Raw genomic sequence first — 13,127 nt, 5'->3', positions numbered from 1 at the left:
AATTAAACCGATCAATAAGAACCATGAGAGAAACAGTCTGATCCAAAAATCAGAACCCATGAACTTAAATAACAAAAAACATAATTACGCTCCTTTATCGGTCATAAAAAACATAAACATCAACACCAGTGCACTAAAAGAAATCAAAATCCATCTTATTTATACCAACTTATTACCTTTCTTATTAACTCGGGTAAAAAAACCCGGATTTTACGCTGGCACGCTAATTGATTAACCGAACAATTAATGGATCGCGGAATAAAAATCAGCCCGCACTGATTGAAGGGATACTTCCATTTAATTTACGGAGACATATTCATGTTCCAGCTAAAAGCTCTTGCAGGGGCAACCTTGTCAGTATCACTGCTATTGGCAGGCTGTGGTGGTTCGGATAACAACAGCAGTTCTGTTAAACCTGTTCCATTTTCATTTTCAGAAGCAACCATCGATAGTTTGCACATCTCGCTGAAAACGGGTGGTGCAACTTGTGAAGAAATTATTCAGGGGTATATCGACCGCATAAAAGCTTATGATGATACTGGCAGTGATTTGGAATTAAACAGCGTTGTTGCTATCAACCCATATGCTCTGGAAGAAGCACAGGAAAAAGATGCGCATTTCGCCGAGACCGGCATTGATGGCTCCCTGTATTGCGTACCGGTATTACCAAAAGATAACTTCAACACCAAAGATATGCCGACCACTGGCGGCGCAACAGCATTCCAGTACAACCGCCCTTTAAATGATGCTTACGTTATTCGCAAAATGCGTGAAGAAGGAGCCATTATTCTGGGCAAAGCCAATATGGATGAATTTGCATTTGGCTACACTGGCAGCAGCTCAATGCGCGGACTGGTAAAAAATGCCTATGACCAGAGTAAAGGCGCAGGCGGTTCCTCCAGTGGAACAGGTACTGCGATTGCAGCCAGCCTGGCATTGATCGGTACTGGCAGCGATACCGGCGGCTCAATCCGGGTTCCATCGAGTCTTGGCGGTCTGGTTGGTATTCGTCCATCTATGCGCCTGGTCAGTCAGGATGGAATTATGCCTCTGGCATCCTGGCAGGATACCGGCGGTCCGATGTGCCGAACGGTAGAAGACTGTGCCGTTATGCTCGACGCAATGGTTGGCTTTGATCCATCATCCCACGCTAATCAGCGTAATGATTTCAAAATCGATGCTCCGGCTATTGCCACAGCAGAAGAGTATAAAGAAATCACAAAAATCCCGGCCAGTTATAAAAGTTATCTGCAGGCGGATGGCTTAAAGGGTGCACGTATCGCAATTGACCGGACATTATTCGGCAGCAATGAAACCGTTGTTGCCATGATGGATCAGGCAATCGCCGCAATGGAAGCTGCCGGTGCCACTGTCGAAGAAGTCAGCATTGCTGATCTTAATTCGATTCTGACCAGCTATCGTTCAATGTCGAGTTATGAATTCAAGCGCGATCTGGTCAGCTATCTGAACAGCTGGACTAATGGTATGGACGGACATATTCAGTCTTATCAGGAATTGATTGACAGCAACGGTTACCAGTCTTTCTACCGCAACTCACTGATTGCCCGTGGCGAATACAATCTGGATAACCTTACTGAAGAGCAGCAGGAAATCTACGATAAAAATACCATTGAGCGTCCGGTGTATGTGCGTGAGCGTTTATTGCGGGCACTGAATAATGAAGATGCTGACGGTAAAAGCCTCGGTGAGCCTTTTGATGTTCTGCTGTACCCTTCGCTGACAGGCCTGGCAGGAGAGCTCGGCAGTTCGCCCAGCGCAGGGACTAATAATCGTCTGAGCCCATTCTCTCTGTTCCCGGCATTAAGCATGCCTGCCGGTATGACCGATGGTGAACCTGCGATGCCAATTGGCATGGAGATGCTGGCCCGTGAGTTTGATGAAACAACGCTGATCAAACTGGCATACAGCTATCAGCAAAACGTTAATCCGCGCCGCCCACCGGTGAATACTCCGGAACTGGTTAAAGGCAGCCTTCTTTAATAGCCCACCGCATTAACCGTAAATAACGCCGGTACTCCGGCGTTATTTTTTACTTCGCCAAAACCTGCAATGAATCATTCTGCAACTTTCCGCAAGACCTTTATGCTGCTGATAACATTTAACGCAGATATCTCTCCGCGACGGTATCCATTTTTTACAGAAAAACGGGCAGCCGCGGCTGATCATTTTTTGTATGATGCTTTTTTGCTCCGGCATGCGGCCGGCTGACAACCTTGCCACTCTTACGGAAAGGATATTCCGATGCTTTTAATCTTTCAGATCATAACCACCATGATGCTGCTGTTCTGGCCAATGGTCATGATGATGTCGCCGATGGCATTTGATGCACCGGGTTCAGAAAATAACCGCGAACATATCATCGGCATGATGATCTTCCTTTGTTACCCCATTCCGTTGTGCGCGCTGTACTGGATATTCGGTGCCGAGCTGTTCGGAATTTCCGGCCGTACCCTGACCCTGGGCGCCACCGTCATTATCGTGCTGGCACTGAGTGTGTTCGGCTATGGCTCGCTGCTGAAAAATGCCTTAAACGGCATCGCCAGCAGTGGTTATTCCAACGTCAATAATCAGGTGTATTACAACGCCCGTCCTGTCGCCGCAGCCAACAGCGAAACCTTTGAAGTGCTGGGCAACAATTATTATTCCCAAGGTTATGCCCGCGATAATAAGCAGGTGTATTTCCGCGGAGAACTGCTGGCAGATGCCGACGCTGCCTCCTTCCGGCCGCTGGACAGTGACGAGGAATACTGGGTCGATAACCAAAAGATTTACCTCGGCGGCAAGGCCATTCCCGGTGCTGATCCGGCACAGTTCAAACGGGTGCCGGATGCCTGGGGCAGCCCGTCCGCCTATGCCCTTTCCGGCACCACGCTGTATTACGATGCTGAGCGCATTGGCGAAGTGAACCCGGATGAAATCAGTATTATTACGCCGTTTCTGGCCAAAGACCGCCAGCACATTTATTACCTGGAAAAAATTATTTTGCCGATGGCCGATGCGCCAAGCTTTGTGCTGTTACCCGATACCGATGGCTACGCCCGTGACCGTGCCGCCGTCTACGACCTGATCGGTGAGCGTTCAGCACCGATTGCCGGAGCCGATCCGCAAACCATGGAAGTTCTGAATCGCGGCTATCTGAAAGACGCCAGACATATTTATCACCGCGAGAGCTACGAGCCGACGCAGATACTGCACGATGTCGATTACGACAGCTTTGTGGTCACCGACTGGGATGACGAAACTCAGTCCGAAGCCCGTGACCGCTATGCGTTGTATATGAACGGCAAGGTTGTAAAACAACTCGCCGAAAAAGCCGCGCAATAATGCGCTGAATAAAAAAGGGCAGCCTTAGCTGCCCTTTTTATTTTCCGGGTTTCAGAACCCGGATTTCAGTCCCCGGATTTCAATCTCCGAATTAACAGCAAAAGCCGTGCTTAAGCACGCTCTACCGCCAGAGCAACACCCATACCACCACCGATACACAGGGTTGCCAGACCTTTTTTCGCATCACGGCGCATCATTTCATGCAGCAGCGATACAAAAATACGGCAGCCTGATGCACCAATCGGGTGACCCAGAGCGATAGCACCACCATTAACGTTGATCTTGTCTGCATCCCAGCCCAGACCCTTATTAACCGACAGCGCCTGCACGGCAAAAGCTTCATTAGCTTCTACCAGATCCAGATCGGCCAGAGTCCAGCCGGCTTTTTCCAGACACTTTTTAGTCGCCGGAATCGGGCCAGTGCCCATGATTTTCGGATCAACACCGGCATTGGCATAAGCCTTAATCGTCGCCAGAATCGGCAGGCCCAGCGCTTCGGCCTTTTCACGGCTGGCCAGCATCACTGCAGCGGCACCGTCATTCAGTGAAGAGGCATTACCCGCGGTAACGCTGCCGTCTTTCTTAAAGGCCGGACGCATTTCAGCCAGCTTGGCAGCCGTAGTGCCAGCGCGTGGGTTTTCGTCGGTATCGAATACCTTAGGGTCGCCCTTACGCTGTGGGATTACCACCGGAGTGATTTCATCTTTGAATTTACCGGCAGCAATCGCAGCCAGCGCTTTTTCCTGTGAAGCGGCGGCAAATGCGTCCTGCTCTTCACGGGAAATCTGATACTCATCAGCAATATTTTCGGCGGTGATACCCATGTGGTAATCGTTAAACGCATCCCACAGGCCATCCACAATCATGGTGTCGACCATGTTCCACGGTCCCATACGCTGACCATTGCGTGAATTTGGCAGAGCGTGGGGCGCATTGGACATAGATTCCTGACCACCGGCAATAATCAGGTCTGCGTCACCGGCCTTAATTGCCTGAGCCGCCAGATGCAGTGCTTTCAGACCGGAGCCACACACTTTGTTAATGGTCATCGCCGGCGTGGTATTTGCCAGACCGCCTTTGATGGCGGCCTGACGTGCCGGGTTCTGGCCCGCTGCGGCGGTTAATACCTGGCCCATCAGCACTTCATCGACTTCGGCCGGATTGATGCCGGTTTTTTCCAGCAATGAACGGATTACCGTCGCACCCAGATCCACCGCCTGAACACTGGCCAGTGAGCCGGCAAATGAGCCAATAGCGGTACGGGTAGCGGCAACGATTACTACGTCAGTCATAGAAATTCTCCAGAATATGAGGGCCTGCATTGAGTAGCACAGCGAGGATGACGAATTCATGAACCTCAGCCGCTAATTCAGTCCAACGGCTGGCGCTTGTCCTCTTTGTCGGGCGCAGTGAAAACCGGACGCCGGGCAGGTGCAGGCGCGCCATTATACCCGAAAGACGGCCTGATGCCGTCCGCCATTGGTGCAGGTCAGGAACAGGCTTTGTGCTTATCAGGCCATAAGTGGCAGGTTTGGCAGGGGTAAAGATCGGGGATTCGGATAAGGCGTCGCGACTCAGGCGTCGCGGTCTACGCGGTCGAGAGCGCCCACATCCAGTACCGGCGAAGCGTCGATATGCTGGGCATCCATCATATAGGCGACCCGCTCGAGCGAGCTGAGAATCATCGTCTGCTCCCAGTCGTGCAGATCCTGATACTGCTGCACAAAGCTTTCCTGCAGCGGCTTAGGCGCATTCAGCAACACGGCATCCGCCTCCGGCGTCAGATACACGTAGACTTTGCGCTTATCGGCACTGCCGCGCTCACGCTTAACAAAACCGCGCTTTTCCAAACGGTCGATAATGGTGGTCACCGTCGCCTGCGACAGGCTCACGCGCTGGGCAACCTCACCCACCGTTAATTCGGTGTGCTGACGCAGCAATTGCAGAATCAATAACTGCGGCGCGGTCAGACCAGCAATCTTACTCAGCTGGCGCGAGTGCAGATCGGTGGCGCGGATAATACGGCGCAGGGCTACCAGCACCTCATCATAGCGGTTCATGTCGTTGTCCGGATCATTCTGATAAGAGCCGATTCTAACATCGTTAGGGTTCAAAACATTCATTATCCATCAGCCTCCGGCAGTTTTCCCAGCTGATCGGCATTAAGAGCAACCAGCAACTCATCACCCTGCTGATAAGTCCCCAGAATCAGTGCCTGCGTCTGCGCTGGCGGCTCAATATCCGATTCATTGAGCTCTATGATTTCCTGCACCTGATCAATCACCATGCCGACCACTTCATGCTCCAGTTCCAGCGTCATGATACGGCTGTCATCCGTGGCCTCCTGAGCAGCCTGCCCCAGCAGCGCCCTGCCATCCAGTACTGTGACCACATCGCCGCGCTGATTAATGATGCCTGACACCACGGCCGGCGCACCGGGAACAGGCTCCGGCGGCTGAAAGTGCGCAACTTCACGCACCTGACGCACCGGCAGGCAGTAACAGGTTTCATCCAGGCGGAATGTGAGCCATTTCTGAGCGTTCATCAGCTCACCTCGTTTTATTTAGAGTTGTAAATAAATTACCACGATGCTAAATTGTTTAGGGTTCTAAGTAAATGGCAGTTGCCGTAATGATTAACTCTTAGCCAAACTGAATAAAATTCAGGCTGATTAATCGGTACGTGGCAACTGAAAGCGAGAAATGGATACTTTTTCGACAGAAACGTCAGAAAAAAACATTACAGATCAAAACAATATTACCTTCCGGAAGCCTGCAGCAACTGACGGCCATGCCGTTTTCTCTCTGGTTGAGCGCTGCAAGCCTTTAGATGTCAATTCAATGTACTGCAACTTGCTGCAGTGTTCGCACTTTGCCGACACTGCCATCGTGGCAGAACAGAACGGCGACATGGTCGGCTTTATCTCCGGCTATCGCCTGCCGCACCAGCCCGACACGCTATTCGTCTGGCAGGTTGCGGTCGACAGCAAAGCCCGCGGTCAGGGTCTTGCCAGTCGCATGCTGCACGCGCTGCTTAAGCGCCATCAACACGTTGTGCATCACCTGCACACCAGTATCACACCGGGCAACGATGCCTCGTGGAATACCTTCCGTCGCCTGGCTCACAGCCTTGGCGCCCCTCTCCAGACCAGCGAACTGTTTGACCGCGAACAACACTTTGGCGGTGCTCACGACAGCGAAACGCTGGTTCATATTGGTCCCTTCATGCTTTTTGCACAGGAGTAAAAAACACCATGGATATCTATCACGAACTCGAATCCAACGTGCGTGGCTACTGCCGCTCTTTTCCGGTGACTTTCACCAAGGCACAGAACGCCATCCTCACTGACAACGAAGGCAATGAATACATCGACTTCCTCGGTGGCGCCGGCACGCTGAACTACGGGCACAACAACCCGGTGTTTAAGAAAGCCCTGCTGGAATACATCGAGTCGGACAGCATCACCCATGGCCTGGACATGCATACCGAGGCTAAAACGGCGTTCCTGAAAAGCTTCAACGAGCGCATCCTTAAGCCGCGTAAAATGAAGTACAAAGTGCAGTTTACCGGCCCGACCGGTACCAATGCGGTGGAAGCGGCACTGAAGATTGCGCGCAAAAATACCGGCCGTCAGACCATTGTGTCGTTCACCAATGGTTTCCACGGCGTGACTCAGGGCGCCGCCGCAGTGACTGCCAACAACTACTACAAAAACGCCATCGGCATGCCGCTGCCGGGTGTGCAGTTTATGCCGTACGACGGCTATCTCGGCGATTTCAATACGCTGCATTATTTTGAAAAAGCGCTGCAGGACGGCTCTTCAGGCCTGGGACACCCGGCCGCCGTGATCGTTGAATGTATTCAGGGCGAAGGTGGCCTGAACAGCGCTTCTGCCGCCTGGATGCTGGGCCTGCAGGCACTCTGTAAGCGTTACAACATGCTGCTGATTGTCGACGATATTCAGGCGGGTTGTGGCCGCAGCGGTACCTTCTTCAGCTTTGAAGAATTCGGTATCGAGCCGGACGTTATTACCCTGTCCAAATCCCTCAGCGGCTACGGTCTGCCAATGGCCATTGTGCTTTTGAAAGAAAAACTCGATACCTGGAAGCCAGGCGAGCACAACGGTACCTTCCGCGGTAATAACCATGCCTTTATTACCGCGCGCATGGCGCTGGAAACCTACTGGGCCGATGACAGCTTCAGCCAGAGCGTGAAGAAAAAAGCGCAGCTGATCCGCAGCCGCCTGAAAGAAATTCAGGCCGAGCACGGTGGCCAGATGAAGCACAAAGGGCGCGGCATTATGCAGGGCCTGGAATGTGTGAATGGTCAGGTTGCCAGCCGTATTACCGAACTGGCATTCAAGCGCGGCCTGATTATTGAAACCAGCGGTTCCGACGGCCAGGTGGTAAAAATCCTGACGCCACTGACCATCGAAGAAGACACCCTGAAAGCCGGCCTTGGCATTCTTGCCGAGTGCATCGGCGATGTGATGGCAGAGCAGATTTCCAAAGCCTCCTGAGCATCCCTCCTAACTGATACTGCCCATCAGAAAACCGCCTGCCGCCGGGAAACCCGGCTGGCGGTTTATCCAACCGATAACGAGTAATCACTATGATCGTAAGAACTCTAGAAGAATGCGAAAACTCCCCACGTAATATCAACGGCGGCAACTGGAAAAGTGTGCGTATGCTGCTGAAAGAAGACAACATGGGCTTCTCCTTCCACATCACCACCATTTTTGCCGGAACCGAAACCCCTATCTGGTATCAGAACCACCTTGAATCGGTGTACTGCATCAGCGGCGAAGGCGAAATCGAAACCACCGCCGACGGCAAGGTTTATCCGATCAAGCCCGGCACACTGTATGTGCTCGACAAACACGATCAGCACCTGCTGCGCGGTTTCAGCGATATGCAGATGGCCTGTGTCTTTAATCCGCCATTAATCGGCCACGAAGTACACGACAAAGACGGCGTTTATGCATTGGATGCCGACCCTCTGAAAGCCTGAAAGGAGACCCCATGACTCTGCATACGGTAGAAAAAATCGGCGGCACGTCGATGAGTCAGTACCAGGATGTTCTGCACAATATCTGGCTGCGTCCGTACCAGCACCAGACGCAGGGCGAAACCCTGTACCAGCGTGTATTTGTCGTTTCTGCTTACGCCGGTATGACCAATGGTCTGCTCGAACATAAAAAAAGCGGTGAACCGGGAGTGTATGCCCTGTTTGCCGAAATGGATGAGAAGCGCCCATGGCAGGACAAACTGCATGAAGTGCTGAATAACATGCTGGCGGTCAATGCTGAAATGTTTGCCCCGGACAGCATGATGCATAAACGCGCGGACCAGTTTATTCAGGAGCGTATGCGTGATGTGCAGGAATGCCTCGAGCATCTGGAAGTGGTGTGCAGCTTCGGCCACTTCCAGCTGGATGATCACCTACATCGTGTACGCGAAATGCTCAGTGCACTGGGTGAAGCACACAGTGCCTTTAATTCCGTGCAACTGCTGCGCAGCCACGATGTGAACGCGCGCTTTATCGACCTCACCAACTGGCGCTCCGACGAACAGCTGAGTCTGGATGACCATATTGCCCAGGCCTTCAGTGATGTCGATATGAGCACAGAAATGCCCATCGTCACCGGCTACACCCAGTGCCGCGAAGGGCTGATGCGCACCTTTGACCGTGGCTACAGCGAAATGACCTTCAGCAAAATCGCCACCATTACCGGCGCGCGCGAAGCCGTTATTCACAAGGAATACCACTTAAGCACCGCCGACCCTGTGTTGGTCGGTGATGGCAAAGTGCACCCGATCGGCCAGACCAACTACGACGTGGCCGACCAGCTGGCCAACCTCGGGATGGAAGCCATTCACCCGCGTGCCGCCGCCGGGCTGCGCAAACAGAATATTCTGCTGCGCATTAAAAACACCTTTGAGCCGGAACACAGTGGCACTGTGATTCACAGCGACTACTGTAGTAGTACCCCTAAAGTGGAAATTATTGCCGGAACACGCAATGTCTGGGCTCTGGAGATTTTCGATCAGGATATGGTCGGCGATCCGTCCTACAGCCAGCGCATGAATGATCTGGTACTGGAATCCGGGGTACGGGTACTGACCAAAGATTTTAACGCCAACACCGTTACCTTTTATTTAAAAGGTAATAAACGCCGGATTAACTGGCTGATGGAACGCGTACAGCAAGCCTATCAGCAGGCCGATATCCGCGTCGAAAAACTGGCCATGGTCAGCGCCATCGGCAGCGACATGAAAATTACCGGTCTGTTGCAAAAGGCCGCCGGAGCACTGTCCGATGCCGGGGTGAATATTCACTCGGTACACCAGGCCATGCGTCAGGTGGACATCATGTTCCTGGTCAGCGACAGCGACTACGCCAGTGCCGTAAAAGCACTTCATTCAAAACTGATTGAGCAATCCGATACATGGCCAGACCAAAAAACCGCCTGACCCTGACTTTATTGCTGAGCATCAGCGCCTTCTGTGCAGCCCTGGCCATGCCAGCGGCTGCACAGTCCGTTGACAGCGACGATAAAAAACAGCAGCAGAGCGACCAGCAGGCAGAGCAGACGATCGAAGAATTACAGGCGCCGCTGTACAGCGCTTTTACCGAACGCTATCTGCTCGATGAGGTTAAAAATCTGCGTCAGCAGATTGCTGATGCGCGGGTTGAACTGACCGAAAAAATTGTCGATAAAGAAATTGATGTATCCAGTAAGGCGCTGACCTATGCCACCGATACCGTCACCTATTTTTTCTATCTGATTGCCGGCGCTTCCACGCTGCTGGTATTAATTGGCTGGAATTCATTACGTGATATCAAAGAACGGGTTGGCGCTTTTGCCAACGACGAAATCCGCCGTATCACCGCCAGCTATGAAAAACGTCTGGATAAACTCGAAGACGAACTGCACCGTAAATCACGGCATATTGCCCAGGCGCAGGAAGAAATTGAACTCACCAACGAAATTCACTCGCTGTGGCTGAAAGCCTCACAGGAAAATACGCCACAGAGCAAAATCGCCATTTACGATCAGATTCTGCAACTGCGCCCGGACGACGTTGAAGCCCTGACTTACAAAGCCGATGCAGCGTTATTACTGGGTCAGGCACAATGGGCAACCAGCCTTGCCAACCGCGCCCTGGAAGTCGACCCGGAAAACAGCCACGCGCTCTATCAGCGTGCCTGTGCCCATGCCGAAAGCGGTGCAACCGAAGAAGCCCTGCGCGATCTGCAGAACGCCATCGATAAAGCCGACTCCCTGCGCTTACAGGCTGGCCGCGATATCAGCTTTGAAAGCCTGCTGCAGAATGAGCGTTTTCTGGAAATGGTGGTATTGCCACCGGATGAAGACGGTGAAGAAAACAGCTGAGAGGATATTGGGGAAGCAGAAATAAGAACAGAGAAAGTGCTGGATGAGTGATGCTTACCAGCACTGCTTTTTAGTTGTGGTTAAAAATTCAGACCTTGTGTTTATCCCGGTTCAGCCGGCGAAGGCACAAATTTTGAAAACTTTTTGAATTATCATCTAATTCTTCAATTGAAGCAGCCATATTAAATAATGCTAAAGCACCTTTATAGTCACCAGCCAGGAACTTAGCCCTTGCATCTTTTATATAGTTTGTATTTGACAGCTTTGCTTTCGGATATGTTCCAGGCGCTATTAATTCCTGACCAGACAGTTTTAGATATATAAATACACATAAAGCTACAACACCTAGCATTAGGTCAACAGCTATAGAGTATAAACCGAGAGCACCAGAATATTCAGAGGATATAAATATATTCAGATACAATGAGGTCAAGTAAAAAACAGCCCTAATGATAACAATAATTCGGGCTAAAATACTCCAGCCAACCCAGGAACAGTTATCGGCACACCTCCAAACAGATATTTCATAAAAAGCATAAAAAACAATCGTCATTGCCCATAAGAAAATAATCAAAAAAATATTTTCAAATATTTTAAAAAAGGCAACAGAACCTATTGCAAACAAGAAATATCCCAGCCCCACGAACCAAAATGCTGTTACCAGGTCCTCTTCGCCTTTTAATAGTTCTTTCATTATTTTTCTACTTATTTCAAATAAAATTTACTAGTACACTATGATTATCGTTACAAGCACTAAAACCCAACCGCAATTTGAAAAGCCACATCAGCTGTTAGATAACAACAGGAAAATCTACCATCGACGGTGTCACTTTACTCTTCCTCACTTGTATTCACGTTTATTCCGTTAAAAAAAGCGCCAGCAGTTCATTCAGATATTGCTGGCCTTTTTCCGTTGGATAAATACGTTTATCCACATTTAATAAACCCAGCTGCTGGGCTTTTGCCACAGGTTCTGCCACGGAATCCAGTGTCAGGCCGGTGCGGTATTCAAAATCCTCGACCAGCATACCTTCACGCAGGCGCAGGCCATTCATTAAACACTCGAGGCCAATATCTTCTGGCTCAATGGTTTGCTTACCGGTCAGGAAGGTTTTATCCGGATTGAGATAATCCCGTGGCAGGCGGGTTTTCTGCGTGCGGTAAATTACGTTGGCATCGGCCAGGGTGATTTTGCCGTGCGCTCCGGCGCCAATGCCAAGGTAATCACCAAACTGCCAGTAATTCAGATTATGTTTCGAGGCTTTACCCGGCTGGCAATGCGCCGATATTTCGTAGTGGTCAAAACCGTGCTCCGCCAGTAATGCCAGCCCGGCCTCCTGAATATCCCATAATGCGTCGTCTTCCGGTAACTGCGGCGGACGTTTATAAAATTCGGTATTGGGTTCTATGGTCAGCTGATACCAGGATAAATGCGTGGGCTTAAACGCCAGTGCCTGCTGCAGATCGTCCAGCGCCTGTTCGACAGTTTGCCCCGGCAGACCATGCATTAAATCGAGATTAAAATTATCGAAACCGGCTTTTTTCGCCAGTTTAATGGCCCGCAGTGCCTGCTCGCGATCATGTACCCGGCCAAGCTTCTGCAGATGTTCTGGCTGAAAGCTCTGTATGCCGATGGATAAACGGTTAATTCCCAGTTTGCGGTACGCTGCAAATTTTTCAGCTTCGAACGTACCCGGGTTGGCTTCGAGGGTAATTTCGATATCTCTGGCAAAGGTCAGGCGCTGCTTCAGTCCTTTAAACAGCGCTTCGTAAGCCCTGGCCGACAACAGGCTCGGCGTGCCGCCGCCAAAGAAGATGCTGTGAATCTCACGCCCCTGCACCCAGCGTAGGTCTTCGTCCAGATCGGCCAGCAATGCGCGGATATATTCCCGTTCCGGCAGATCACCTTCAGCCTGATGCGAGTTAAAATCGCAATACGGACACTTACGGATACACCAGGGAACGTGGATATACAGGCTCAGCGGCGGCAGATGCAGCATGACTACTTCCTCAAATTCCGGCTCAGACTTCAGCCAGATCCAGGGCCTGCAACAAAGCTTCCGCCTTCGCGGCCCATTCATTATTTTCGTGTGACAGTCGGGTATTGTCTTTTTTCAGACGCTCGTTGTCTTGCTGCATTTGTAGTATTTGCGCATTCAGTTGCTCAATCTGCTGTTGCTGAGCCAGAGCTGCAGCATCGCGTTCAACCAGTTGCGCAGCAGCTTCAGCCAGTTGCTGGCGGGTCTGTTGCTGTTCGTTGTTCAGTTTCTGCACATCTTCCTGCAGCTGCATATTATCCAGCTGCAGGGTTTCGATGCTGCTGATGGTACGTAACACTTTCTGTTCTAACTGATCAAAAATATCCACACATCTCTCTTTTTAAAAA

The 13,127-nt window shown here is 51.1% G+C and carries 13 protein-coding genes; 7 read left to right on the top strand and 6 right to left on the bottom strand.

What is annotated here, in order from left to right; all coding sequences use genetic code 11:
• Window positions 1–318: 318 nt before the first annotated feature.
• Both MT343_RS00995 and MT343_RS00990 read left to right on the top strand, forming a co-directional pair.
• Window positions 319–2,001, top strand: a complete 1,683-nt coding sequence (locus MT343_RS00995; protein WP_145466966.1) for an amidase — start codon at window positions 319–321, stop codon at window positions 1,999–2,001.
• A 261-nt stretch (window positions 2,002–2,262) separates the two neighbouring features.
• Complete coding sequence (locus tag MT343_RS00990; protein ID WP_145466968.1) at window positions 2,263–3,345, top strand: DKNYY domain-containing protein; 1,083 nt, start codon at window positions 2,263–2,265, stop codon at window positions 3,343–3,345.
• A 110-nt stretch (window positions 3,346–3,455) separates the two neighbouring features.
• Here MT343_RS00990 and MT343_RS00985 read toward each other — a convergent pair whose 3' ends face one another.
• The 3 genes from MT343_RS00985 to MT343_RS00975 all read right to left on the bottom strand — a co-directional run bounded on the left by MT343_RS00985 (window position 3,456) and on the right by MT343_RS00975 (window position 5,890).
• Window positions 3,456–4,637: an acetyl-CoA C-acetyltransferase gene (locus MT343_RS00985; RefSeq protein WP_145466970.1), complete on the bottom strand. Its 1,182-nt coding sequence runs from the start codon at window positions 4,635–4,637 to the stop codon at window positions 3,456–3,458.
• Between the two features lie 282 nt (window positions 4,638–4,919).
• Window positions 4,920–5,468, bottom strand: a complete 549-nt coding sequence (locus MT343_RS00980; RefSeq protein ID WP_328296342.1) for a MarR family winged helix-turn-helix transcriptional regulator — start codon at window positions 5,466–5,468, stop codon at window positions 4,920–4,922.
• Complete coding sequence (locus MT343_RS00975; RefSeq protein ID WP_145466972.1) at window positions 5,468–5,890, bottom strand: chemotaxis protein CheW; 423 nt, start codon at window positions 5,888–5,890, stop codon at window positions 5,468–5,470. Before MT343_RS00975 ends, MT343_RS00980 begins: the two co-directional genes overlap by 1 nt.
• Window positions 5,891–6,047: 157 nt before the next feature.
• On the opposite strand from MT343_RS00975, the gene ectA reads away from it, so the two are divergent.
• From ectA to MT343_RS00950, 5 genes are all read left to right on the top strand, one after another.
• Window positions 6,048–6,590 carry a diaminobutyrate acetyltransferase gene (gene ectA / locus MT343_RS00970; RefSeq protein WP_145466974.1) on the top strand — a complete coding sequence of 181 codons (543 nt, stop codon included), beginning with the start codon at window positions 6,048–6,050 and terminating at the stop codon, window positions 6,588–6,590.
• Between the two features lie 8 nt (window positions 6,591–6,598).
• On the top strand, window positions 6,599–7,864 hold the full coding sequence (ectB, locus tag MT343_RS00965; RefSeq protein ID WP_145466976.1) for a diaminobutyrate--2-oxoglutarate transaminase: 1,266 nt from the start codon (window positions 6,599–6,601) through the stop codon (window positions 7,862–7,864).
• Window positions 7,865–7,956: 92 nt separating this feature from the next.
• The gene (locus tag MT343_RS00960; protein ID WP_145466978.1) at window positions 7,957–8,355 is read left to right on the top strand and encodes an ectoine synthase; all 399 of its coding nucleotides are present in this window, start codon (window positions 7,957–7,959) and stop codon (window positions 8,353–8,355) included.
• Window positions 8,356–8,366: 11 nt separating this feature from the next.
• Entirely contained in the window at window positions 8,367–9,818 is a 1,452-nt protein-coding gene (locus MT343_RS00955) for an aspartate kinase (RefSeq protein ID WP_145466980.1), read from the top strand.
• Window positions 9,794–10,741, top strand: a complete 948-nt coding sequence (locus MT343_RS00950; RefSeq protein ID WP_186435796.1) for a TPR end-of-group domain-containing protein — start codon at window positions 9,794–9,796, stop codon at window positions 10,739–10,741. Before MT343_RS00955 ends, MT343_RS00950 begins: the two co-directional genes overlap by 25 nt.
• Window positions 10,742–10,829: 88 nt before the next feature.
• Here MT343_RS00950 and MT343_RS00945 read toward each other — a convergent pair whose 3' ends face one another.
• The 3 genes from MT343_RS00945 to MT343_RS00935 form a co-directional block, all read right to left on the bottom strand.
• Window positions 10,830–11,435 carry a hypothetical protein gene (locus MT343_RS00945; protein ID WP_145466982.1) on the bottom strand — a complete coding sequence of 202 codons (606 nt, stop codon included), beginning with the start codon at window positions 11,433–11,435 and terminating at the stop codon, window positions 10,830–10,832.
• A 163-nt stretch (window positions 11,436–11,598) separates the two neighbouring features.
• Window positions 11,599–12,741: a radical SAM family heme chaperone HemW gene (gene hemW / locus MT343_RS00940; protein WP_145466984.1), complete on the bottom strand. Its 1,143-nt coding sequence runs from the start codon at window positions 12,739–12,741 to the stop codon at window positions 11,599–11,601.
• 22 nt (window positions 12,742–12,763) lie between these two features.
• A complete protein-coding gene (locus MT343_RS00935) occupies window positions 12,764–13,108 on the bottom strand; it encodes a hypothetical protein (protein WP_145466986.1) in 345 nt (114 codons plus the stop codon).
• Window positions 13,109–13,127: the final 19 nt, after the last annotated feature.

Source organism: Venatorbacter sp. C2-1, assembly GCF_022832715.1.
GTDB classification, from domain to species: Bacteria; Pseudomonadota; Gammaproteobacteria; order Pseudomonadales; family Oceanobacteraceae; genus Venatoribacter; species Venatoribacter alkanivorans.
This window is presented reverse-complemented; position numbering and strand designations above follow the sequence as displayed.